Annotated in this window: 14 protein-coding genes; 11 read left to right on the forward strand and 3 right to left on the reverse strand. The window is 72.8% G+C overall.

Going from position 1 to position 24696, the window contains the following annotated elements:
* Positions 1-20: 20 nt before the first annotated feature.
* Complete coding sequence (locus tag ACGFQ9_RS05820; protein WP_393571549.1) at positions 21-1649, forward strand: (2,3-dihydroxybenzoyl)adenylate synthase; 1629 nt, start codon at positions 21-23, stop codon at positions 1647-1649.
* Positions 1650-1711: 62 nt separating this feature from the next.
* Here the strand turns inward: ACGFQ9_RS05820 and ACGFQ9_RS05825 are convergent, their stop codons facing one another.
* Entirely contained in the window at positions 1712-2914 is a 1203-nt protein-coding gene (locus ACGFQ9_RS05825; RefSeq protein WP_393571551.1) for a cytochrome P450, read from the reverse strand.
* Positions 2915-3213: 299 nt separating this feature from the next.
* Between ACGFQ9_RS05825 and ACGFQ9_RS05830 the strand changes: the two genes are divergently transcribed.
* Entirely contained in the window at positions 3214-3420 is a 207-nt protein-coding gene (locus ACGFQ9_RS05830; protein WP_393571553.1) for an MbtH family protein, read from the forward strand.
* Positions 3421-3515: 95 nt separating this feature from the next.
* A complete protein-coding gene (locus ACGFQ9_RS05835; RefSeq protein WP_393571555.1) occupies positions 3516-3917 on the forward strand; it encodes a winged helix-turn-helix domain-containing protein in 402 nt (133 codons plus the stop codon).
* Between the two features lie 37 nt (positions 3918-3954).
* Here the strand turns inward: ACGFQ9_RS05835 and ACGFQ9_RS05840 are convergent, their stop codons facing one another.
* Complete coding sequence (locus tag ACGFQ9_RS05840) at positions 3955-4674, reverse strand: tryptophan 2,3-dioxygenase family protein (RefSeq protein ID WP_393571557.1); 720 nt, start codon at positions 4672-4674, stop codon at positions 3955-3957.
* Between the two features lie 188 nt (positions 4675-4862).
* Here ACGFQ9_RS05840 and ACGFQ9_RS05845 point away from each other — a divergent pair, with 188 nt between their 5' ends.
* The 8 genes from ACGFQ9_RS05845 to asnB all read left to right on the forward strand — a co-directional run bounded on the left by ACGFQ9_RS05845 (position 4863) and on the right by asnB (position 23241).
* Complete coding sequence (locus tag ACGFQ9_RS05845) at positions 4863-6740, forward strand: amino acid adenylation domain-containing protein (RefSeq protein ID WP_393571559.1); 1878 nt, start codon at positions 4863-4865, stop codon at positions 6738-6740.
* Positions 6741-6768: 28 nt separating this feature from the next.
* Positions 6769-11520: an amino acid adenylation domain-containing protein gene (locus ACGFQ9_RS05850; RefSeq protein WP_393571561.1), complete on the forward strand. Its 4752-nt coding sequence runs from the start codon at positions 6769-6771 to the stop codon at positions 11518-11520.
* Positions 11517-15554, forward strand: coding sequence for an amino acid adenylation domain-containing protein (locus ACGFQ9_RS05855; RefSeq protein ID WP_393571562.1), 4038 nt, complete (start codon positions 11517-11519; stop codon positions 15552-15554). The genes ACGFQ9_RS05850 and ACGFQ9_RS05855 overlap by 4 nt, the downstream gene beginning before the upstream one ends.
* The gene (locus ACGFQ9_RS05860) at positions 15551-16672 is read left to right on the forward strand and encodes a Gfo/Idh/MocA family oxidoreductase (protein ID WP_393571563.1); all 1122 of its coding nucleotides are present in this window, start codon (positions 15551-15553) and stop codon (positions 16670-16672) included. The genes ACGFQ9_RS05855 and ACGFQ9_RS05860 overlap by 4 nt, the downstream gene beginning before the upstream one ends.
* A gap of 178 nt (positions 16673-16850) precedes the next feature.
* Positions 16851-18611, forward strand: a complete 1761-nt coding sequence (locus ACGFQ9_RS05865; protein WP_393571565.1) for an ABC transporter ATP-binding protein — start codon at positions 16851-16853, stop codon at positions 18609-18611.
* Positions 18608-20326 (forward strand): ABC transporter ATP-binding protein, encoded by a 1719-nt coding sequence (locus ACGFQ9_RS05870; protein ID WP_393571567.1) that lies wholly within the window; start codon positions 18608-18610, stop codon positions 20324-20326. The genes ACGFQ9_RS05865 and ACGFQ9_RS05870 overlap by 4 nt, the downstream gene beginning before the upstream one ends.
* A 5-nt stretch (positions 20327-20331) precedes the next feature.
* Positions 20332-21132, forward strand: coding sequence for a thioesterase II family protein (locus ACGFQ9_RS05875; protein ID WP_393571568.1), 801 nt, complete (start codon positions 20332-20334; stop codon positions 21130-21132).
* Positions 21133-21396: 264 nt separating this feature from the next.
* Positions 21397-23241 (forward strand): asparagine synthase (glutamine-hydrolyzing), encoded by a 1845-nt coding sequence (asnB, locus tag ACGFQ9_RS05880; protein WP_393571570.1) that lies wholly within the window; start codon positions 21397-21399, stop codon positions 23239-23241.
* 25 nt (positions 23242-23266) lie between these two features.
* On the opposite strand, the gene ACGFQ9_RS05885 is transcribed toward asnB, so the two are convergent.
* Positions 23267-24637, reverse strand: coding sequence for an FAD-binding oxidoreductase (locus ACGFQ9_RS05885; RefSeq protein WP_393571879.1), 1371 nt, complete (start codon positions 24635-24637; stop codon positions 23267-23269).
* Positions 24638-24696: the final 59 nt, after the last annotated feature.

Here is a 24696-nt window from a genome sequence, read left to right on the forward strand (position 1 = left end):
GTCGCAACCTAGGAGGACACATGCTGGACGGGTTCGTGCCCTGGCCCCCCGACTTCGCCGACCGTTACCGCCGTGCCGGCTACTGGCAGGGTCTTTCGCTGCGGCAGCTGCTGGACGACCGCGCCGGACGCACCCCGGACAAGACCGCCGCCGTCGACGCGACGGGCCGCACCAGCTACGCCGAGCTGCTCTCCGAGGCCGACCGGATCGCGTCCGGCCTGCTCGAACTCGGCATCGGCCGCCGCGACCGGGTGGTGGTGCACCTCCCGAACCGGACCGGATTCCTGACCACCGTCATCGCGCTGTTCAGCATCGGCGCCATCCCGGTGATGGCGCTGCCCGGCCACCGCCGCGACGAGATCCTCCACCTGATGCGCTCCTCGGACGCGGTGGCCTACGTCGGCCAGGACCGGTTCCAGGGCTTCGACTACCGGAACCTGGCCCGCGAGGTCCGCCGCGACGCTCCGGGCCTGCGGCACGTCGTGATCACGGGCGACGCGCAGGAGTTCACACCGCTCTCCGAGCTCGCCCGCGCCGCCGCACAGGACCTGCCGCCGGTCGACGCCTCCGAGGTGGCGCTGCTGCTGCTGTCCGGCGGCACCACCGGAGTGCCCAAGCTGATCCCCCGGACCCACGACGACTACGCCTACAACATCGCCGCCTGCGCCGCGGTGGTGGGCTTCGACGACACCGGCGTCTACCTCGCCGCGAACCCCGTGCCGCACAACGCCGCCCTCGGCTGCCCGGGAGCGCTGGGCGCGCTGGTCCTGGGCGGGAAGGCCGTGCTGGCCGCGAACCCGAGCCCCGACCTGGTGTTCCCGCTGATCGAGCGGGAAGGCGTCACCCTCACGACCCTGGTGCCGGCGCTGGCCCTGCTGTGGGCCGAGGCGGCGCAGAGCACCCCGGTGGACATGAGCGCGGTCACCATCCAGGTCGGCAGCTCGAAGTTCGGACCCGCGGCGGCGGAGCGGGTGAGCGAGAGCCTGAAGTGCCGGATCCTGAACGTGTACGGCATCGGCGAGGGGCTGATCACCCACACGCGCCCGGACGACCCGGAGGAGGTGGTCTTCGGCACCGAGGGCCGGCCGGTGTGCCCGGACGACGAGATCAGGATCGTCGACACCGAGGACCGGGACGTCGCCCCCGGGGTCACCGGCGAACTGCTCACCCGCGGCCCCTACACGATCCGCGGCTACTTCGCCGCGCCGGAGCACAACCGCCGCTCGTTCACGGAGGACGGCTTCTACCGCACCGGCGATCTGGCCCGGATGACCGGCGACGGCAACGTCATCATCGAGGGCCGGCTGAAGGACATCATCCACCACCTGGGCGAGAAGGTGTCGGCCGAGGAGGTGGAAGGCCACGTGCTGACCCACCCGCTGGTCCGGGACACCGCGGTGGTCGGCATCCCCGACGAGGAACTCGACGAGCGGCTCTGCGTGTTCGTGGTGCTCGGCGCCGGCGCGGACACCGCGGCGGCACCGATCTCGCTGCGCACGCTCCGGGACCACATCCGCGGCCGCGGGCTGGCGCCGTACAAGCTGCCGGACGAACTGATCGTCCTCCCCGGCCTTCCCCGCACACCGGTCGGCAAGATCGACAAGAACGCGCTGAGGAGCGCGCGGCGGGAGGGCCGGGCGAGCGCGTGAGGGAGTGGGCACCAGCGGCCCGTGCGGGGCAGTGGCCGGCGGCCGCTGCCCCGCCGGCCGTTTCAGCGGCCTTCGAAGGACACCGGAAGGCTCTCGTACCCGTTGAGGAAGTTCGAGTAGACGGGGCGGGGAGTCCCGCGCAGCTCCATCCGCGCGACACGGGCCGTCAGGGCGTCCAGCAGTGCACGGAGTTCGGCCCGGCCGAGGAAGGCGCCCAGGCAGTAGTGCGGGCCGTGGCCGAAGGAGAGGTGCCTGTTGGGGGAGCGGGACAGGGTGAACCTGCGCGGCTCCTCGAAGACCGACTCGTCGTTGTTCCCGGATATGTTCCACAGCGTGACGATGTCGCCCTCGCGCACCGTGTGACCACCGACCTCCAGGTCCGCGACGGCGGTGCGGGCCAGGTGGATCCCCGGGGTCGCCCAGCGGATGACCTCCTCCACCGCCGACTCGTGCGAGACCTCGCCCGTCCGCAGGGCGTGCCACTGGGCGGGGTTCTCGATGAGGGCGAGCACGGCGCAGATCGCCGAGAGCCGTGAGGTCTCGTCGCCGCCGAGAATCAGGCTGTAGCAGTTGACGGCGATGTCCTCGACGGTGAGCGGACGGTCGTCCACCTCCGCGGTGGCGAGCATGCTGATGACGTCGCTGCCGGGGCGCTCGCGCCGGTCCTGGGCCAGGTCCATGAAATACAGCACGATCTCGTTGCGGGCGCTGAGCGCGTCGAGCTCACTGCCCTCCGCATGGCCCGAGGACAGCGCGGTCTTGCTCCATTCGAGGAGGTCCTTCCGGTCCGCCGGCGGAATGGACAGGAGATCGCAGATCGTGTTCATCGGAATCTTCTCGGCGACTTCGGCCGCGAAGTCGAACGCGTCCGCCCCGACGGCCGCCGACACCAGCTCGTCGGCGCGCCGGCCGACCTTCTCGACGACCTCGCCGAGCACCCGCGGCGTGAACGCGCCGAACATGAGGTTGCGCAGGCGGCGGTGGCGCGGGCCGTCGGTGACCGCCAGCATGCTCCCGCCGGCGGAGTCGTCGCCGCGCAGCACGACGTCGAGGACGTTTCCCCGGACGGAGGTCAGGGACGCGTCGAGGTAAAGGGACTGGATGTCGGCATATCGGGAAACCACCCAGAAGCCGGGGTTTCCGCCGGTGGGCTCGTGCCAGTAGACGGGACGCTCGGCACGTACATCACGCCAGAACGCGTGGATGTCGTTCTCGGCGAACGTGACGGGATCGGTGAGATCCAGGGAACGGACACGGGAAGTCATTGTCCGATCGTGGCAGGCTGCCCCGGGCGGTCGCGGGAACTCTTGCCGGTTCCTTTCCGCGGACCCGTGACCTGCCGGCGATGGTCCGCCCGGCGCCGCCGATGATACCGCCGGTCCCGTCCGGAGGGGACCCGCCGACGCCTTGTCAATATGCAGAACGCACGGCTTCGGATGTGGAGTGAATCTGTCTGCCGTTATCTCGGACTGGTAACGTCGGCCTTGCTCCCGGGCCCGGCGCAGGTCATGGGAAATCGGCTCGGAATACAGATGCCTTTCTGCTCGGTGAGGGGATTGAGTGCATGTCTGATCCATTCGAGGACGACAGCCGGGACTATTTCGCCCTGCGCAACGACGAGGAGCAGTATTCGCTCTGGCCGCAGGAGATGGCCGTTCCCGACGGCTGGCAGGTCGTCTACGGGCCCGAGTCCCGGGACCATGCCATCGACTACATCGAACGCGCCTGGACGGACATGCGGCCGAAGAGCCTGCGGGACGGGGCCCTGTGAAGGCGGATGTGAAGAACCGGGTCACATTCGTTCGGTGGCCCGCCGAAAGCAATATTCGCGAACAGTGCAAGGTCCGCGGACAGCTCTGTCTCCTCGTGGTCGAGCACGGGGCCGCTCCGCCGGAGCGGCTCAGCCTCCACGAGGACTGGGTGCGCCCGCCCATCGTCCGGGAAGACCTCCAGGCCCGCCTCCGTCAGCTCGCGGACCGGGCCGTTCTCAAGTCGAAGCCCGTGCTCGACCCGGCGGGCATCCTCTACTTCAAGGACTCCTCCGTCACCGTCTCCCTGACGCAGTGCGAGATGCTGGCCCCGCTGGTCGCCGAATACGGCGAGATCGTCTACCGCACCGAACTGCGGGAGATCCTCGAGAGCTCCGGTGCCAGCTCGTCCAGCAACGCGCTGGACCTGCACGTCATGCGGCTGCGCCGGCGCCTGCAGCTCGTGGGTCTCGCGGTGCGGAACGTCTGGGGGCGCGGGTTCGTCCTCGAGCCCGTCTAGTCCCCGGACCAGCCCCGGACCAGCCCCGGACCAGCCTTCAGGACGACGCGACGCTGAGCCCGACGTGCGCCTGGCTCCGCAGCTCGCGCAGCTCCGCGAAGGGCAGGGTGCAGTGGTTCACCAGATGGCCGGCCCCCGAGGTGCCGCCCGTGCCGGCGTGGTTCCCCATGATCCGGGTGATCAGGCTGATGTGGCTCACCTGCCAGCGCCAGTACCCGTTGCCGATGTCGAGCAGGGCTTCGATGATGCGGTAGTACACGTCCGCGCCGATGCCGCGCCGGGCGATGTCGGAAACGGTGTGCCCCGACCGTGTCACCCAGGCGGCGAAGGATTCGTAGAGCGGACCGTCCTGCTCGGCGTTCCCGATGAGCCGGGCCAGTCGCCGGAACTGCTCCGACTGGGCACCGCTCGCGGTCCCCAGCAACTGCCGGAAAGCGGCGAAATCGCGCAGCGGCAGCCGGTCGAGCGCGGTCAGCTGGGTGTGCAGGACCCGGACCAGTTCGCCGGCCCGCTGCAGGAGGTCGACGACCCATTCCGCATGGGACGTGTCATCGCTCGTCGTGAACGCGTCGATGACGGCTTCCAGGTCGGCGATGATCTGCCTCAGCCAGAGTTCGCTGGCCTGGTGCGCGATGATGAAGAACTGCTCCGACAAAACAGTCGACTTCAATCCCGGGGATCCGGCCGCACGCGGGTTCTGGAGAGACAGCAGGGTATCCAATTCGAGATAGTTCTGATACTTCAGTTCATCGGTCACTTTGATTCCCTCTCTCCGTGACGAAGCCGAACGGGTACGCGCCGGGCACTGGCCCATCATGGACGGATCGGCGGCCCCCCGCGCATCCGGGGAAAGAGTTCTTTCACGGCACGGTCACCCGGCGGACCTCCATGACATCGTCCATGACTGTTGACCGTGTGGGCACGCGCGCAGGAGGGGGAGCGGAGTTGAAGACTGTTTCGGATCTATTCGAGTCCGTGGTTGCCGGATCGGGTGATGCTCCGTCACTTGTATTCGGGGATACCGTCATCGATTACGCGGAGCTGAACGCCGGCGCGAACCGACTGGCCAGACGCCTCATCGCGGCCGGCGTCGGCCCCGACGCACTGGTCGCGGTCGCCGTCCCGCGGTCGCCCCGCCTGATCACCGCCGTACTCGCCGTGCTGAAGGCGGGCGGCGCGTACCTCCCCCTGGACCCGGCGTATCCGGCGGACCGGCTGGCCCACATGGTCGTGGACGCACGGCCGGTCCTGCTGCTGCGCACGGAGAGCGTCTCCTCCCTGGGGCTGGACGTCACCGAGGTCGTCCTCGACGACCCGTCCTTCGAGGACGCCTGCGCGCGGGAGCACGGCGGGAACGTCACCGCGGACGAGCGCCCGGCACCGCTGCTGCCGGCCCACCTGATGTACGTCATCTACACCTCCGGCTCGACCGGCCTCCCCAAGGGCGTCGCGGTCAGCCACACCGGAGTCGCGGATCTGGTCTCGACCCAGCAGCGGCTGTACGGGGTCGGCCGCGGCGACCGCGTCCTGCAGTGGGCGTCGTTCAGCTTCGACGCCTGGTTCTGGGACTTCGCCCTGGCCCTGCTCAACGGGGCGACCCTCGTGATGGCCTCTCAGGACGACCTGATGCCGGGCGAGTCGCTGCGCGAGACCATGCTGAAGCACGAGGTCAACCACGCCGTGCTGCCGCCCGTGGCCCTGGGGATCACCGACAGCGAGGGTCTGCTGGCCGGCGGCACCATCACCTCCACCGGCGACGTCTGCACCAGGTCGCTGGCCGAGGAGTGGTCCCAGGGCCGGCGCCTCTACAACGCCTACGGCCCCACCGAGGTGACCGTCGGCGCGTCGATCGGCGGGCCGGTCGAAGGCGTCCAGGACGAGGTGACCGTGGGAACGCCGTGGGACGGCGGCGCCGTGTACGTCCTCGACGACCGGCTGCGGGAGCTCCGCGACGGCGGCGAGGGCGAACTGTACCTGGCCGGCAGCGGAGTGGCCCGCGGCTACCTCAACCGTCCGGGGCTGACCGCGAGCCGGTTCGTCGCCGACCCCTACGGACCGCCCGGGAGCCGCATGTACCGGTCGGGCGACCGGGGCCGGCACGGGGACGACGGCGAGCTCTACTTCGCCGGCCGGATCGACGGCCAGGTGAAGGTCCGCGGCTTCCGCATCGAACTCGGGGAGATCGAGGCGCGGCTCGAAAGCCACCCGGAGGTGGAGATCGTGGTCGCGGCCGTGGGCGGCGAGGAGGTCGCCACCCAGTACATCACCGCCTACGTCAAGACCTCTGCACGTCAGGACGTGTCCGAGGCGGAGCTGCGCGAGTACGCCCGCCGGGCCCTCCCCGAGCACATGGTCCCGTCGCGGATCGTGCTGCTGGAACGGTTCCCGACGCTGCTGAACGGCAAGGTCGACCGCAAGGCGCTGGCGGAACGGGCACGGGCGGCCGGGGCCGCACCGTCCCCCTCGGGGCCGTCCGCCGGGGCGCCGTCCACCGCCTCCGGCGGGGGCGAGCCGGAATCCTGCGAGCGGATCCTGTGCCGGATGGTCGCGGAGACCCTCCAGGGCGCCGAAGTGACCCCGCAGGACAACTTCTTCGACCTGGGCGGCCATTCGGTGCTGGTCGCGAAGCTGGCGGGGCGGATCCGCAAGGAGCTCGGTGTGACCGTGCCGATGCGCGCGATGTTCGCGGCCGGGACCCTCGCCGAGCTGGCGGAGTTCGTGGAGCAGGGCAAGCAGGGCGAGCAGAGCAAGCCGGGTGAGCAGAGCAAGCCGGGCGGGCAGGGCGGGCAGGACGAGCAGAGCGAGCAGACCGAGCAGGACTGATTTCGGAAGCGTGCAAGGGAGCTTGGGAATGTCATCGGGGAACGTTGACCGCGGAGCGGCGGACACGGCCGCCACGCAGACCGCCACGCACCGGGACGCCCTGCGCGGTGCGGTGTCCGACCTGCTGGGCATCGAACTGACCACGGAGGACGACGACAGCAACCTCTTCGAACTCGGCCTGCAGTCACTGGAGATGATGCGACTGGCCAACCGGCTCTCCCGGGCCGGCTCCGAGGTCACGTTCGCCCAGCTGTCCGAGGACCCGCGGCTGTCGGCCTGGTTCGGCCTGCTCACTCCTGGTACCGGCACCGGCTCCGGCACCGGCACGGGTGCCGGCCCGAGGTCGGAAGCGGACGAGCCCGCTTCCGACCTCACCGGCCCGCCGGACCTGCCCTTCCCGCTCACCCCGGTGCAGCAGGCGTACCTCATCGGCCGGGCCGGCGACCAGCCGCTCGGCGGCGTCAGCTGCCACGCCTATCTGGAGTTCGACGTCGAGCAGGCCGACCCCGAGCGCCTGGAGCGGGCGGTCCGCGCACTGATCGCACGGCACCCCATGCTGCGCGTCTCCTTCGGCGAGGACGCCACCCAGCGCGTACTGCCCGGATCCGCCTGGCCGGGCGTGACCGTCCACGACCACCGGGGACTCGCCGGCGACGAGGCGGCGGCGCGGGCACTGGCGCTGCGCGACCGGCTGTCCCACCGGCGCATGGACGTCCACCGGGGCGAGGTCATCGACGTCCAGATGACCCGGCTCCCCGGCGCGAAGGACCGCCTCCACTTCAACGTCGACCTCCTGGCCGCCGACCTGGCCAGCATCCGGGTGCTCCTCGCCGACCTCGCCGCCCTCTACGACGGCCCGGTCGGCCGGGGCGGGCCGCACGACCCCGAAGGCCCCGGCGCCCTCGAGGACCTCACGTACACCTTCGGCCGGTACCTCGCGGACCAGGACGTGATCCGCGGCGCCGAACGCGAACGGGCCCGCGGCTACTGGCAGCAGCGGGTTCCGACGCTGCCCGGAGGGCCGAAGCTGCCGCTGGCGGTCGACCCCACCGCGGTCACCGCACCGAGGTTCGTCCGCCGTTCCCGCGAGCTGACGGCACAGGAGTGGGCGGTCATCGAGCGCCGGGCCGGCGAGGCGGGCCTGACCCCCTCGGTGGTGCTGGCCACGGCCTTCGCCCTGGTGCTCGGCCGGTGGAGCGGGGAGGACCGCTTCCTCCTCAACCTGCCGCTGTTCGACCGCGACCTCGACGCACACCCCCAGATCAACCGGATCGTGGCCGACTTCACGGGCCTGGTGCTCCTGGAAGTCGACCTGTCCGGCGACAGCTTCACCGACTGCGCCCGCGCCGTGCAGAAGCAGATGCACGAGGACATCGGCCACGCCGCCTACTCCGGCGTCGACGTGCTCCGCGACTTCGTCCGCACCGACCCGGACACCCCCCGCACCGCGCCGGTCGTGTTCGCCTGCGACCTGTCGGCACCGCTCGTACCGGACGGCTTCGCGGCCCGTTTCGGCGAGCCGGCGTGGATGATCTCCCAGACCCCGCAGATCTGGCTCGACCACCAGGTCTACCGCAACCGCGACGGCGGAGTCCTGCTGGTCTGGGACGCCGTGGAGGAGCTCTTCCCGGACGGTGTGCTCGACACCATGATGGCCGCCTACGAGGCACTGGTCCGCGGCCTGCTCTCAGGCCGGTGGGAGACCGCGCTCCCCGGCATCCCGCTGCCCGAGGAGCAGCGGCAGCGGCGGCTCGCGGTCAACTCGCGCACCCGTACGCTGACTTCGAACCTCCTGCACACGGCGTTCTTCGAGCACGCCGACGAGCGGGCCGGGCGGCCGGCCCTGCTCTGGGGCGACGACGGGGCCATGACCCACGACGAGCTGGCGCGCCGCGCCCTGGCCGTCGCCGGTGTCCTGGCCCGGCGCGGGGTCGGCCGCGGCGCGTACGTCGCCGTGACCGCCCCGAAGGGCGCGGGGCAGATCGCGGCCGTGCTCGGGGTGCTCGCCGCCGGTGCCGCGTACGTTCCGATCGGGGTGGACCAGCCGGCCGAGCGGCGCACCCGCATCCTGCAGCTCAGCGGCGCCCGGCTGGTCCTCGACGGCAGCGGTCTCCTGGAACCCGCCGAAGCCGGGGTCGAGGTCCTGGACATCGACACGGTGATGAAGGGCCCGCCCCTGCACGCCCCGGTCCTCGCCGACCCCGGGGACCCCGCCTACGTGATCTTCACCTCGGGCTCCACGGGCCTCCCCAAGGGGGTGGAGCTCAGTCACCGCGCCGCGGTCAACACCGTCGAGGACATCAACGAGCGGTTCGGCATCGGAGAGGGCGACCGGGTCCTCGCGGTGTCCGCGCTGGACTTCGACCTCTCCGTGTGGGACGTCTTCGGGTTCCTCGCGGCGGGCGGTGCCGCCGTCCTGGTGGCGGAGTCCGGCCGGCGCGATGCCGCCGAATGGCTGGACCTGTGCCGGCGGCACGCGGTGACCGTCTGGAACACCGTCCCCGCCCTGCTCGACATGGCGCTGACCGCGGCCGGCGAGTCCCCGTTCCCCGGCACACTGCGGCTGGCGCTGCTGTCCGGCGACTGGATCGGCCTCGACCTGCCCGGCCGGCTGGACCGCTCCTCGGACGGCCGGTGCCGGATGATCGCACTCGGCGGCGCCACCGAGGCCGCCATCTGGTCGAACGCCTACGAGGTCGCCGGAGTACCGGACGGCTGGCGGTCGATCCCGTACGGAGAGCCGCTGCGCAACCAGAAGTTCCGTGTGGTGGACGGCCGAGGCCGGGACTGCCCCGACTGGGTGCCCGGTGAGCTCTGGATCGGCGGCACCGGTGTCGCCCTCGGCTACCGCGGTGACCCGGAACTGACGGCCGCCCGCTTCCCGGACGAGGACGGCGAACGCTGGTACCGCACCGGCGACCTCGGACGCTACTGGCCCGACGGCAACCTGGAGTTCCTGGGGCGTCTCGACCACCAGGTGAAGATCAACGGCTTCCGGGTCGAGCTGGGGGAGATCGAAGCCTGCCTGCAGGCCCATCCCTCGGTGGCGCAGGCCGTGGTCGTACCGTTCACCGAGGGCCGCAGGGAACTCGTCGCCGCGGTCGTGGAACACCCGCCGGCGCCCGGCCGGGACCCCGGGGACGCGGACCCCGGGGACGCGGAGCGCACGGCAGCGGACCGCACGGCCGCGAGCGGTCACCGGGGCACCCCGTTCCTGCCGCCCGCACCCGGTGCCGCCCCGGAGCCCGGTCCCCACCTGCACGAGCACCGGCTGGTGGAGGCGCTGCTCGCCGCCGTCCTCGCACCGCTGACCGGACCCGACGGCACCGCGGCCCGGCGTACCGCCGTCAGCGCGCAGCAGCAGCCGGTGGCGGACATCTGGCTCGAGTACCTCGTACAGCGCTCCGTCCTGACACCTCAGCCTGACGCGGAGGACGCTGAGGAAGCGCAGTACGGGCACGGCCCGCGCTGGAGCGAGGTGACCGACCCGGCCTGGATCAAGCAGGCCCGCGAGGCCACCCGCGGGACCTGCCTCGACACCGTCGCCACCGCCCTGGAATGGGCCGGGCCGCTGCTCACCGCCGTCCTGGCCGGCGATGCCGACGCCGCCGCGCTGCTGGACGACCCGGTCCTGGCCCCCGAGGCACTCAACAATCTGATGCCGGGCACCGCCACCTGCCTGGGCGCCGTCGCGCGGGACCTGCGCGCGCGGACCGGCGGGGCCGCGCCGCCGCGGGTGGCGGAGTGGGACGTGACGAGCGCCCGCGGCACCGCGCGGCTGCTCGCCGCACTCGCCACGGACCCGGCCCCGGACCTCGGCCCGGACGCCGACCCGGCCCCGGACCCGGTCGCGTACACGCTCCTCGGCTCCTCGGCGCCGTCCCTGGCCAAGGCCGCCGCACAGCTGCGGGAACAGGGGCACGGAACGCACACGGCGGCGCAGGGCACCGGCGCGATCGCCGACCGGCACGTCCACGCGTTCGACGCCGTCGTGGCGAACAACGTGCTGCACCGGATGCCGGACCCGGAGACGGCCGTGGCCACCATGGCCCTGCTGCTCGCCCCCGGCGGACGCCTCTACCTGCTCGAACGCGAACACCCCGCGCCGCTCGCCCTGGTGACCGCACTGCCGCTGGAGGCCCGCGCGGGCAGGTTCGGCGAAGGCCGGCCGCAGTCCGCCTGGCTGCACGGCCGCGAGCGGTGGACGCGGGCCTGCGCCGCGGCCGGACTGACCGGTGTGCGGGTCCTGCACGCCGAGGCCACCGGCGAGGTCCTCCTCGTCGCGGAGCGGCCCGGCACGGCCGAGGGCATCGACGGTGAGGGCCTGCGCCGGTGGACCGCGGAGCGGCTGCCCGAGCACATGGTCCCCGCCCGCGTCGCCGTGCTCCCCGCCCTGCCCCTCAGCGGCAACGGAAAGGTCGACCGGCGGCGGATACGGACCGTCCTCGAACAGTCCGCGGACCGGCCGCGCGACCTGGGCGAGCCGCCGCAGGGCCCCACCGAGACCTTCCTGGCACAGCGGTGGACGGGGCTGCTCGGCCTGGAGTCGGTGGGCCGGGACGAGAACTTCTTCCGGCTCGGCGGTGACAGCCTCCTCGCCACGCGCTTCGTCGCCGAGGTCCGCGGGGCCTGGGGCGTCGAACTGCCCATGCGCGAGGTCATGCGCACACCGACCGTCGCCGCGCTGGCTGCGCTGACCGACCGGCTGCGTGCCGCCGCCGGGGACCGGCCGGCCGACGACCGGGACAACGGGGACGACTGCGAAGAGGGTGCGGTGTGAACGCCAACGATCCGAACGCCACCGACGTGTTGGAAGAGTTCCGGAGCGCCGGCATCCGCCTGTGGCGCGAAGGCGACCGGCTGCGCTTCCGCGCCCCCCGCGGAGTGATGACCGACGAGCGGCTGGCCGTACTGCGCCGCTCCAAGGCGGCGCTGCTCGCCCTGGTCGCCGACACCGCGGCGGGCCCGGAGGGAGACCGGCCGCACACCGGTGAGCCGGTGTGGCAGGCCCGGCCGGAGGACCGCCACCGGCCCTTCCCGCTGACCGACATCCAGTCCGCCTATCTGTTCGGCCGCAACGCGGCCTTCGACTACGGCGGCGTCTCCTGCCACGTCTACCTGGAGTTCGAGTACCCGGCCGACCTCGACCCCGACCGGTTCCAGCAGGCCTGGGACGGCCTGGTCCGGCGCCACGACACCCTGCGCACGGTCATCTCCGAGGACGGCACCCAGCGCGTCCTGCCCGAGCCGCCCGACACCCGCATCGAGGTCGCCGACCTCCGCGGAGCGTCCCCCGACACCGTGGCGAAGGCGGTCGCCGGAGTGCGCGACGACCTGTCCCACGCGGTGCACCCCGCGGGCGAACGCCCCATGTACGAGCTGCGCCTGACCCTGTCCGGCGAGCGCGGCCTGCTGCACGTGTCGGTGGACTTCATGGCCCTGGACTGGCTCAGCATGCAGCAGGCGCTCGACGAGCTGGACCTCCGCTACCGGCGCCCGGACTGCGAACTGCCCCCGGTGGACGTCACCTTCCGGGACTACGTGCTCGCGGAGCGCGCGCTGCGCGACACCCCCCGGTACGAGCGCGACCGCGCCTACTGGTGGGACCGCATCGACGGTCTGCCCGGCGCGCCGGCGCTTCCGCTGCGCGACGACCACGACCCGGCGGCGACGCCGCCGCGGTTCCGCAGGCTGACCGCGACCGTGGACAACGGCGTGTGGCGGGCACTGAAGGAGCGCGCGGCACGGCACGGCAGCACCCCCGCCAACGCGGTGCTGGCGGCGTACGCGGAGACGATCGGCCGCTGGAGCGGCACCGAGCGGTTCTGCCTCGGCCTGCCCGTGCTCAACCGGATGCCGCTGCACCCGCACGTGGACCGGCTGCTCGGCGACTTCACCTCCCTCAGCCTGCTCGCCGTCGAGCCCCGGGGCAGGAGCGGCTTCGCCGAACGGGCCCGCGCCCTGGGCGAGCGGGTCTTCGACGACCTCGACCACCGGCTGTACAGCGGGGTGGAGGTGCTGCGCGAGCTCGCCCGGCGCCGCGGGCGCGAGGCCGCCGCGGTGCTGCCCGTGGTGTTCACCGGGAGCATCGGCGTCGGCGGCACCACGGTGTCCCCGGCCGGCCGGAAGCCGCGCCCGGTGTACGGGATCAGCCAGACCCCGCAGGTCTGGATCGACTGCCAGGTCGGAGACCCGTACGGCGGCCTGGACATCAACTGGGACGTACGCGAGGGCGTCTTCCCCGACGGCATGGTGGACGAGATGTTCGCCGCGTTCGAGGGGCTGCTGCACCGGCTCGCCGCGAGCGACGGGACCTGGGCGGCGGTGGATCCGCAGCCCCTGCCCGACCGGCAGCGCGCCCGCCGGACCGCGGTGAACGACACCGGGGCGCCGGCCCCGGACGGCCTGCTGCACGACCCCCTGGTGGCCTACGCCCGCACCCACCCGGACCGGCTCGCGGTGGTCGACCCGGCCGGCTCGCTGACCTACGGGGAGTGGCTGGGGCGCGCCGCCGGGGTGGCCGAGAGGCTGAGGGCGGCCGGCTGCCGCCCCGGCGACTTCGTCGGCGTCCTGATCGACAAGAGCCGGGAGCAGGCCGTCGGCGTGCTCGGCGTGCTGCTCGCGGGGGGCGTGTACGTGCCCGTGGACCTCGGCCAGCCCAGGGTCCGCCGGGACCGGATCCTCACCGGCAGCGGCGCCCGGTTCGCGGTCGTCGCCGGCACCGCGACCGCCGCGCCGCCGCCGGGGGTCGAGGCGGTGGACGTCACCGGTGTGCGGACGGTCCCCCTGGACTCGGTTCCCCTGGATCCCGCCACCGGGGACGCCCCGGTGGCCCCCGGCGACCTCGCGTACGTCATGCACACCTCGGGCTCCACCGGCGTGCCCAAGGGCGTGATGATCACCCACCACGCCGCCGCGAACACGGTGCACGACATCAACCTGCGCTTCGGCGTCGGCGACCGCGACCGGGTCCTCGGGCTCGCGGCGCTCGGCTTCGACCTGTCGGTCTACGACCTGTTCGGCCCGCCGGCCGTGGGCGCCGCCCTGGTGCTGCCGGACCCCGCCCGCCGCGGCGACCCCTCCCACTGGGCCGCGGTGGTGGCCGGGCACGGTGTCACGCTGTGGAACTCGGTGCCCGCGCAGCTGCAGATGCTGATGCACTACCTGGACGTCGAACCGGCCGCACTCGGCAGCCTGCGGCTGGCCCTGCTGTCGGGTGACTGGATCCCGCTGTCGTTGCCCGCCCACGCAGCACGGCACGTACCGGACGCCGAACTGGTCAGCCTGGGCGGCGCGACGGAGGCCGCGATCTGGTCGATCCACCACCGCATCAGGAGCGTCGAGCCGCACTGGCGCAGCATTCCGTACGGGATCCCGCTCGCCAACCAGCGGTTCCACGTGCTCGACGGCGCCCTGCGCGACCGCCCCGACCTGGTCGTCGGCGAGCTGTACATCGCGGGCACCGGACTGGCCACGGGCTACCTGAACGACCCCGCGCGCAGCGCCGAGCGGTTCTTCCCGCATCCGGACACGGGAGAGCAGCTGTACCGCACCGGCGACCTCGGCCGCTACCTGCCGGACGGCGAGATCGAGTTCTGCGGCCGTGCGGACCAGCAGGTCAAGATACGCGGGCACCGGATCGAACTCGGCGAGATCGAGGCGGTCCTCGGCGAGCACCCGGTGGTCGGCACCTGCGTGGTGCTGGCGGCCGGCAGCGACGCCTTCGAGCGTGCCCTGATCGCCTTCGTGATCCCGCGGGAGCGGACCGCGTCCGCCGATGGTGCCGAGCTCGTGGCGTGGGTGGCCGAACGGCTGCCCGCGCACATGGTCCCGGCCCGGGTGCGCATCGTCGACACCCTGCCCCTGACACCCAACGGCAAGGTCGACCGCGCGCGGCTTCTCGCGTCGGTGCCGGCGGGCGGCGCGCCGCGGACCGAGACCTCGGAGCCTCCGCGGCCCGGCCTGGAACAGCAGCTCGCCCGGCTCTGGGGCGAGGTGCTGGGAGCCGAACCCGGCGGCCGCGACCTGGGGTTCTTCGATGCCGGAGGCAATTCGCTGCTGGCGGCGCAGCTCGTCGGGCAGGTCCGCGAACGCATTCCCGAGGCCGCCCCCGTCACCTTCGACGTACTGCTGCGCGCCCTGCTGGACCTGCCCACCGTCGCCGGCCTGGCCGCGCGGCTGCAGTCGGCGGCCGCGGCCGCGACCGCGGAGGCCCCCGAGCCTGCGGCCCCGGCCCGGCGGTCGCCGCTGGTCCCGCTGGGCGGATCGGGGCACGGGCCGGTACGGCTGCTCGTGCACGGCGGATCGGGATCCCTGGAGCCGTACCGGGAGCTGATCGCCGAACTGTCCTCCGGCGGGCCGCTGTCGGGACTCGCCGTACCCGAAGGGGAACGGCGGCCCGACCTCACCGCGCCGGGGCTCGTCGAGGAACTGGGCGTCACCTACGCGCGGGAGGTGCGGGCCGCCGGACACGGGGAGGTCGAGATCATCGGCCACGGCCCCGGCGGCCTGATCGCCCTGGCACTGGCCCGGGCCCTGAGCGAGGCGGACGTGACGGTGCGGCGGCTGGCCGTCGTGCCCGGCCACGGGGCCGGGGGCCGGCCGGCGGACCATCAGCCGCTGCCGTACGCCGGGGACATCACAATCCTCCGCCCGGCCGGAGCGCCCTCGGACGCGGTCGGCTTCTGGCAGGAGGTGTGCCTGGGCGAGCTGACCGTGGTCGACGTACCGGGCGATCACCTGGGCTGCCTCGCGCCGCCGCACGTGGCCCGTACGGCGGAGGCCCTCGCGGCGCCCGCGGCGGACCGCCGGTGAACGCCGCGGAGCAGGGCCCGATGCGGATCGTCGTGTGCGGCACGCGGTTCGGCCAGGTGTACCTCTCGGCCCTGGCCCGGGCCGAGCCCGGGCGGTTCGAGCTCGCCGGGATCCTCGCCCGGGGCAGCGCCCGGTCCGTGGCGCTCGCGGAGCGGTACGGCGTCCCGCTGTACGACAAGGTCGAGCAGCTGCCCGGGGACGTCGACGCGGCCTGTGTCGTGGTGTCGACCGCGGTCGGCGGGGGCCGGGGCGCCGAGCTGGCCCGGGCCCTGCTCGAACGCGGCATCCACGTGCTGCAGGAACACCCGGTGCACCCGGACGAGCTGGCGGACTGTCTGCGGGTGGCCCGCCGGGCCGGGGCGCAGTACCAGGTGAACACCTTCTACCCGCACCTCGAACCGGTCCGCCGCTTCACCTCGGCCGCGCGCCGGCTGCTGATGCTGCGCGAGCCGGTGTTCGTGGACGCCCTGTGCGCGGTGCAGGTCTCCTTCGACCTGCTGGACATCCTGGCGGGGATCTTCGACGGGCTGCGCCCCTGGGCGCTGGCCCCGGTCACGGGGACGGCCGGCCGCCCGCTGGTCAGCGTGGACGGGACGGTGGCCGGTGTCCCGCTGACGCTCCGGATGGAGAACCGGATGCAGCCGGGGGACGACAGCACCAGCCTGCTGCTGCACCGGATCACCATCGGCACCGACGCGGGCAACCTGATGCTGGCCAACACCCACGGGCCGGTGATCTGGAGCCCGGTGCTGCGGATGCCCTCCGGTACGACCGGACAGTTCCTGCCGGACCCGTCCGACGCGGCGGAGCGGTGGCCGCACGGCTCGGGCACCACCGGCGCCTGCGTGGGCGGCCCCGGGACGCCCACCTGGGCGGCCGCGATGCACGAGGTGTGGGGGGAGGGGGTGCTGACCGCCCTGGACGGGCTGCGGGAACGCGTCGCCGCCGGCGCCGACCCACTGCAGGGCAGTCAGCGCCCGCTGGCCGTCGCCCGCGCCTGGAAGGAACTGACCGAGGCGGTGGGCTACCCCGAACCGGCCGCGCCTGATGGCGGAAGCCCGCTGTCGGTCGCCGATCTGGCCCCCGGGCCGGCTCCCGGGCCGGAAACAGGACAATAGTTTACGGTCGGCAACTACCCGTGGTCCGATGGTGGTTCGCGGTGCCGGTCCGCGCTACAGTGATATCGGAACATGTTTTGAAATCGATGGGAGAGCGATGAGCGCGATCGATCCCGCTGAGGCGAAGGGGCGGTCCACGCCGTCGTCCGACCCCGGTTCCGGAGCGGAACCGGGCGTCATGAAACGGCTGTTACGCCCGTACGTGTGGAGTTTCGCGACCGTCGTGATCCTGCAGGTGATCGGTGCTCTCGCGGGCCTGGCGCCGCTGCTTGCCGTCGTGGAACTGGGCCGCACCCTGCTCAAGCCGGGCCCCGTCGACCGCGACCACGTGTGGTTCGTCGTCACCGCGGGCGCGATCGGCCTGTCCGTCCGGCTGGTGTTCACGGCCGCGTCGTCGGGGATCGGACACGTCCTCGACGGGAAGGTCCAGCTGGCCTTCCGCCGGCAGCTCGCCGACCGGCTCGGCCGGGTGCCGATCGGCTGGTTCTCCCGCCGCCGGACCGGCGAACTGGCCAAGGTGGTGGGGGAGGACGTGAGCGCGGTCCACCCCTTCATCGCCCACACCCCCGGTGAGCTCGTCTCCGCCTTCGTGGTCCCGCTGGCCTCCCTGATCTACCTGTTCACCATCGACTGGCTGCTCACCCTGATCACGCTGGTGCCGGTGGTGATGGCCATGGCCCTGGTGCCCCTGCTGATGACGCCGACCCGGACCCGTGAGCAGGAGGAGTTCGACGCGGCCATGGGCAAGATCGCCGGCTCCGTCATCGAGTTCGTCCAGGGCATCGCGGTGGTCAAGGCCTTCGGCGGAGGCGGCCGCGCCCACCGCAAGTTCATCACCTCCGCGGACGAGTTCGTCGCCACCTTCCGCCAGTGGGTGCACGGCCTCTCCAGGATCGCCGCGGGCATGCAGCTCGTCCTGTCGCCGCCGTTCGTCCTGCTGGTCGTCCTGATCGGCGGCACCTCCCGGATCACCGGCGGCGACCTCGCCCCGGCCGACCTGCTGCCCTTCCTGCTGCTCGGCCTCGGCCTGACCGCCCCCGTGGCGGCCCTCGGCCACGGCTTCGACGAGATGCAGGCCGCCGGCCGCGCCGTCGGCCGGATCCGCGAGGTGCTCGAGGTGCAGTCCCTCCCCGAGCCCGCGCACCCCGCCGCCCCGCGGGGCCACCGGGTCGAACTGCGGGACGTCCGCTTCGGCTACGAGGCCGACCGCGAGGTGCTGAAGGGCATCGACCTGGTGCTGGAACCCGGCACGGTCACCGCGGTCGTGGGCCCGTCCGGAAGCGGAAAGTCCACCCTGGTCCAGCTGCTGCCCCGGTTCTTCGACCCGACCCAGGGCTCGGTCACCCTCGGCGGCGTCGACCTGCGCGAGCTCGGCAGCCAGGAGCTCTACAAGTCGGTCTCCTTCGTCTTCCAGGACGTACGCCTGCTGCGCGCGTCCGTCGCCGACAACATCGCCCTGGCGGTGCCGCACGCCGACCGCGAGGACGTGGAGCGCGCCGCCCGCCTGGCCAACATCCACGAACGGATCCTCGAACTGCCCCGCGGCTACGACTCGGTGATCGGCGAGGACTCCGGACTCTCCGGCGGCGAGGCACAGCGGATCTCGCTCGCCCGCGCCCTCCTCGCCGAGACCCCCGTGCTGGTGCTCGACGAGGCGACCGCCTTCGCCGACCCGCAGACCGAACAGGCCGTGCGCCGGGCCCTGGCGGGCCTGGGAGGCGACCGGACCACCCTGGTCATCGCCCACCGCCTGGAGACGATCGCCGACGCCGACACCGTCGTGATGCTCGACGACGGCTCGATCGTCGAACGGGGCAGGCCCTCCGAACTGCTCGCGCGGGGCGGCCGGTTCGCCGCGTTCTGGCAGGCACAGCGAGCGGCGGCCACGGAAGAGGCCGACCTTCACGGCGGCGTACTGCAAGGAGACGAGCTCCGATGATCCGCATGCTGCTGAGCGTGCTGGGACGCGAATACGCCCAGCCGTTACGTCGCACCGTGGCCCTGATGACGGCGACCGCGATCGCCGAGGGCCTGTCCTACGCACTCCTCGTCCCCGTGCTGCGGGAACTCTTCGGCAGCACCCCCGACGACGCCTGGCCCTGGCTGATCGCCTTCGGCGGCGCGTTCGCCCTCTACGCGGCGCTGCGCTACCTCAGCGACCTCTCCGGGTTCCACGTCGGCGCCCGGCTGCTGACCGGCCTGTACCACCGGCTCGGCGACCACATGGCCCGCCTCCCCATCGGCTGGTACACCGCCGGCCGCCTCGGCGAGGTGTCCGTCCTCGCCAGCCGCGGCGTCCTGCAGGCCATGAGCGTGATCGCACACCTGCTGGCACCGTTCGTCTCCGCCAGCGTGACACCGCTGACGATCGTCGTCGTGATGCTCGCCTTCAACTGGCAGCTGGGCCTGGCCGCGCTGGTCGCCGTACCGGTCGTGGCCGCCATCCAGAAGTGGACCGGACGCCTCACCGCAGCCAACGACGCCGAGCGTTCCCTGCGCGACGAGGAGGCCACCGGGCGGGTCATCGAATACCTCCAGGTCCAGCCGGTCCTGCGGGCCGGCGGCCGCACCGCCGAACGCTTCGGGCTGCTCGACGACTCGCTCAAGGCCGTCGAGCGCACCTCCCGCCGGTCCACCCTCTCGGCACTGCCCGGCGCCGTGGGCCTGGGGCTCACCGTGCAGGCGATGTTCACCGGGCTGCTGGTCCTGGGAGCCTACCTCGCCCTCGAAGGGGACGTCGGCGTCGCCGAGGTCCTCACCATCCTGGTGCTGGCCGCCCGCTCGGCCGACCCGCTGCTCTCCCTCACGGACATCAGCGGCAAGCTCCGCGGCGCACGCGCCGTCCTCGCCAAGCTCGACGCGGTGCTGCGCACCGAGCCGCTGCCGGAGCCCGACCGGCCGGTCCGTCCCGAACGCCACGACCTGGAGCTCGACGGAGTCACCTTCCGGCACGGCGACCGCACGGTGTTCGAGGGCGCCTCCCTCACGGTGCCCCAGGGACAGCGGCTCGCCGTCGTCGGACCCTCCGGCGCGGGCAAGAGCACCCTGCTCCAGCTCATCGCCCGGTTCTACGACGTGGACGCCGGCGCGGTGCGGCTGGGCGGTGTGGACGTACGCGCCGTCGACACCGAGGTGCTGATGTCGCAGATCGCCATCGTCTTCCAGGACGTGTACCTCTTCGACGGCACCATCGAGGAGAACGTACGCCTGGGCCGCCCGGACGCCACCGAGGCCGAGGTCCGCGCCGCGGCCACCGCGGCCCGCCTGGACGAGGTCATCGAGCGGCTGCCCGACGGCTGGGCGGCCAACGTCGGCGAGGGCGGCACCCTCCTCTCCGGCGGTGAACGCCAGCGCGTCTCCATCGCACGGGCCCTGCTGAAGGACGCGCCCGTCGTCCTGCTCGACGAGGTCACCTCCGCCCTGGACCCGGTGAGCGAAGCAGCCGTCCACGAGGGCATCGAACGCCTCATGGCGGGCCGCACCGTGGTGATGGTCGCCCACCGCATGCGCACCGTCCAGCGCGCCGACCGGGTCGTCTTCCTCGACGGCGGACGGGTCGTGGAGGAAGGCAGCCACGACGAACTGCTCGGCCGCGGCGGCCGCTACGCCGACTTCTGGAACATCGCCATGGCACCGGCAGCGAGGGAGCGGTAGCCGAGATGTCCGTCGATCCCGTACTGCAGGACACGCGCGCCGGAGCGTTCCGGCGGCACGCCCCGCGACCGTACGCCCGGGCCCGGGTGCTGCTGTTCCCGCACGGCGGCGGCAGCGCCAGCCACTACCGGCCGTGGGCCGCGGCGGCACCCTGGGACATCGAGTTCCTCGCCGTCCAGTACCCGGGCCGGGAGGACCGGTACTCCGAAGCGGTGCCGGCCGACCTCCAGGGCCTCGCCGCCGCCCTGGCGGAAGACCTGCCGGCCGGCGGGCCGTCCCTGCCGACCGTCCTGTTCGGGCACAGCATGGGGGCCCTCGCCGCCTACGAGTTCGCCCGCCGGCTCGCGGCGGCGGGCGAACCGCCCGCGCACCTGGTCGTGTCCGGCCATCCCGCACCCGAACTGACCCGGCCCGGCCGGGTCCATCTCGGCAGCGACGAGGAACTGGTCGGGGAACTGCGCCGGACCGGAGCGACCCACGGCGACCTCCTCGACAACGCCCCGCTCATCCAGGCGTTCCTGCCGGTCATCAGGGGCGATTACCGGCTGAGCGAAACCTACCGCCCCGTGCCGGGAAACCTGCTGAACATTCCGGTCACCGTGCTGTACGGCGACCGGGATCCCGAAATCCATCCGTGGGAGGCCGAAGGCTGGCGCGACACCACCACCGGATCCTGTGAATTCCGGACCTTCAGCGGCGGACACTTCTACCTGGAGGAACACCGCGCCCCGGTCGTCGAACTCCTCACGGCAAGCGCGCGCACGGCCTCCGAAGCGTCCGCCGCCCCCTGGCCCTCCGCCCCCTGACCACCACTCCCCGGGCGGTTCACCCCGGGCGGACGACCCCCGGCCGCCCCTCCCGAACCGCCCGCCCCGACGGTCCGAACCCCCCTGACGGTCCGTCGGAGAAACCGCCGCCGCCGCGTCGACGACGCGACCGGCGGCGGTTTTTCCGCATCCACGGCCGTGCAAAACCCATATCCCCAGAGGTGAATTGCACATTGTGGCGCCAAGACGGTGATCGTTACGGTGATAAACCGGTTCGGACCGTTTCGGTTACAGGGGGTTGCCATGTGCGGAATTGCCGGCTGGGTCTCGTTCGACACCGACCTCACGCGCCGGGGCGACGTGCTCGACGCGATGACGGAGACGATGGCCTGCCGCGGCCCGGACGGCCGCGGCACGTACCTCCGCACCCACGTCGGACTGGGACACCGGCGCCTCGCCATCATCGACCTGCCCGGCGGAACCCAGCCCATGAGCGTGAGCACGCCCGCCGGCGACATCACCCTGGTGTACTCCGGCGAGGCCTACAACTTCCGCGAGCTCCGCGACCGCCTCGCCGCGCGCGGCCATTCCTTCCGGACCGACAGCGACACCGAGGTGGTGCTCCACAGCTACCTCGAGTGGGGCGAGGGCATGGTCGACCACCTCGACGGCATGTACGCGTTCGCGGTCTGGGACGAGCGCGAGCAGAAGCTGCTCCTCGTCCGCGACCGCATGGGCATCAAGCCGCTCTTCTACCACCCGACCCCGGACGGCGTGCTGTTCGGCTCCGAACCCAAGGCGATCCTGGCGAACCCCCTGGTGCGCAAGGCCGTCGACACCGCCGGGCTGCGGGAGCTGTTCGCGCAGACCAAGACCCCGGGCTGGGCCCTGTGGAAGGGCATGCACGAGATGCTGCCCGGCACGCTGATCACCGTGGACCGGAGCGGCCTGAGGCAGCGGACCTACTGGCGCCTGCGGGCCGCCGAGCACACGGACGGCCTCGACGACACCGTGGCACGGGTGCGGGAGATGCTCACCGGCATCGTCGACCGGCAGCTGATCTCGGACGTGCCGCAGTGCGTGCTGCTCTCCGGCGGGCTGGACTCCAGCGCCATCACCGGCCTCGCCGCCGAGCGGCTGGCCCTGCGCGGCGAGCGGGTCCGCACCTTCTCCGTCGACTTCGCCGGCCAGGAGGAGAACTTCGTCCCCGACGAGATGCGCGAGACCCCCGACTCGCCGTTCGTCCGCGACGTCGCCGCGCACGTCGGGTCCGCCCACCACGACGTGGTGCTCAACCCGGCCGACCTGTCGGACCCCGGGGTACGGCGCGCCACCGTCGGCGCCCGCGACATCCCCAACGGCTTCGGCGACCTCGACAGCTCGCTCTACCTCCTGTTCAAGGCGATCCGGGAACGCTCGACGGTGGCCCTGTCGGGCGAATCGGCCGACGAGGTCTTCGGCGGGTACCCCTGGTTCCACGTCGAGGCGCTGACCCGCGCCGCCACCTTCCCGTGGATGGCCGTGATCCCCCCGCTGAGCCTCGCCGCACGCACGGACCACATCGAGCCCGGACTGCGGACGCGCCTCGACGTCGCGGCGTACACCGCCGACCAGTACGCGACGGCGCTCGCCGAGGTCGACCACCTCGACGGCGAGTCCGAAACCGACCGGCGCATGCGCTCCGTGTTCCATCTCCACCTGACCCGCTTCGTCCGCAACATGCTCGACCGCAAGGACCGCCTGTCGATGGCCGTCGGCCTGGAGGTGCGCGTCCCGTTCTGCAACCACGAACTCGTCGAGTACGTGTACAACACCCCGTGGTCGATGAAGACCTACGACGGCCGGGAGAAGAGCCTGTTGCGCGGGGCGGCCGCCCACGTGCTGCCGCGCTCGGTGGTGGAGCGGGTCAAGAGCCCCTACCCGTCCCCGCAGAACCCCGAGTACGCGGCGCACCTCCAGCAGCAGGTGAAGGAGCTGCTCGCCGAGCCGGACGCGCCCGTGTTCGCCCTCGTCGACCGCGCCTGGTCGCAAGCGGTCGTGGGGCAGGACCCGGCCGGCATGACCACCGGCGTCCGCGCCGGCCTGGAACGCGTCCTGGACCTCCACACCTGGCTGGACCTGCACAACCCCGAACTCCTGCTGGACTGACCGCGGGTCGCCGGTCGGGTCCCGCTCAGCCGGGCGGGATGTTCTTGTTGTGGTGGAAGGCGTTGTCGGGGTCGTACTTGGCCTTGACCTCCGCGAGCCGCCGGTAGGTCCCGTCGCCGTAGGCCTCCCGCACACGGCCGGCGCCGTCGTCGGAGTCGAGGAAGTTGACGTAGACGCCGCCGGCCGCGTGCGGCCGGAGGGCCCGCAGGAATCGCCGCGCCCAGGCGGTCTCGGCGGCGGCGACCCTGCCGGACTCCTCGGGGAGCCACGCCGCGTCGATGACGATGTGGTGGGCGACGTCGCGGCCGGCGTAGGCGGTGGCGTCGCGGGGGACCCGGGCGACGGCGCCGCCCAGGTGGAACACGGCCGCGTAGGACCGGGGCGAGCGGGCGGCACAGGCGTGCTCGGCGATGACGGTGATGGCGTCGTCGGAGAGGCCGGCCAGGTCCGTGGCCTTCCAGTGGTAGTGCCACCCGTGGCGGACGGTGTCGTCGAGAGCACCCTGGAACGCGGCGTACGGGGTGGGGGCGAGCAGGTCCACGAGGGGCCTGCCGAACCGGCGCAGTGCCCGCACCGCACGTTCGCCGGCCTCGACGGTGCCGCTGTGGCAGCAGGCGACGGCGACCGCGGGGCGCCCGTGCAGGTGCTCCGGGACGGCCGGCAGGGGCGGGACCGTGCCGAGCCGGACGACGCTGCCCAGCTCGTCGGGAGCCCGCGCGGCGAAGTCCCGGTAGAAGCGCAGCACCTCGGTGGTCTCCTCGGCCGCCCAGAAGACGGGTCCGGCCAGCACGGCCGGGCCCACGGGGTGCAGGGCGAACCGGAACGAGGTGACCACGCCGAAGTTGCCGCCGCCGCCCCGCAGGGCCCAGAACAGGTCCGGGTGTTCGTCGGCGGACGCCCGGACGATGCCGCCCTCGGCGGTCACGACCTCCGCTTCCAGGAGGTTGTCCACGGCGAGCCCGTGTCCGCGCATGAGGAAGCCGAGGCCACCGCCGAGGGTGAGCCCGGCGACACCGGTGTGGCTCACGATGCCGCCGGTGGTGGCCAGGCCGTGGGCCTGCGTGGCGCGGTCGACATCGCCCCACAGGGCACCGCCCTGTACGCGGGCCCTGCGGCCGGCGGGGTCGACCGACACGCCCCGCATCGCCGAGAGGTCGATGACGATCCCGTCGTCGCACACCGCCGTGCCGGCCACGTTGTGACCGCCGCCCCGGACGGCGATCTCCAGGTCGTGCTCGCGGGCGAACCGCACGGCCGCCGCCGCGTCGGCGGTGTCGCCGCAGCGGGCGATCAGCCGTGGGTGACGGTCGACAGCGCCGTTCCACACGGCGCGGGCGGTGTCGTACTCGCTGTGGCCGGCGGTGATCAGCCGGCCCCGGAAGCCGTCGATCTGCATCACGGTCGCCTCCTCGCCCGGGTGGCCGGCCCGCTCGGCGGCCGGCGGTCGTTTCCCCC

The sequence above is a fragment of the Streptomyces sp. NPDC048603 genome (assembly GCF_043199475.1).
In the GTDB taxonomy this organism is placed as follows: Bacteria; Actinomycetota; Actinomycetes; order Streptomycetales; family Streptomycetaceae; genus Streptomyces.

Bases quoted from the DNA above. Each gene is read 5' to 3' on its own strand.
- ACGFQ9_RS05820 (WP_393571549.1), top strand. From the start codon at position 21: ATGCTGGACGGGTTCGTGCCCTGGCCCCCCGACTTCGCCGACCGTTAC.
- ACGFQ9_RS05825 (WP_393571551.1), bottom strand. From the start codon at position 2,914: ATGACTTCCCGTGTCCGTTCCCTGGATCTCACCGATCCCGTCACGTTC.
- ACGFQ9_RS05830 (WP_393571553.1), top strand. From the start codon at position 3,214: ATGTCTGATCCATTCGAGGACGACAGCCGGGACTATTTCGCCCTGCGC.
- ACGFQ9_RS05850 (WP_393571561.1), top strand. From the start codon at position 6,769: ATGTCATCGGGGAACGTTGACCGCGGAGCGGCGGACACGGCCGCCACG.
- ACGFQ9_RS05865 (WP_393571565.1), top strand. From the start codon at position 16,851: ATGAAACGGCTGTTACGCCCGTACGTGTGGAGTTTCGCGACCGTCGTG.
- ACGFQ9_RS05870 (WP_393571567.1), top strand. From the start codon at position 18,608: ATGATCCGCATGCTGCTGAGCGTGCTGGGACGCGAATACGCCCAGCCG.
- ACGFQ9_RS05875 (WP_393571568.1), top strand. From the start codon at position 20,332: ATGTCCGTCGATCCCGTACTGCAGGACACGCGCGCCGGAGCGTTCCGG.
- asnB (WP_393571570.1), top strand. From the start codon at position 21,397: ATGTGCGGAATTGCCGGCTGGGTCTCGTTCGACACCGACCTCACGCGC.
- ACGFQ9_RS05885 (WP_393571879.1), bottom strand. From the start codon at position 24,637: ATGCAGATCGACGGCTTCCGGGGCCGGCTGATCACCGCCGGCCACAGC.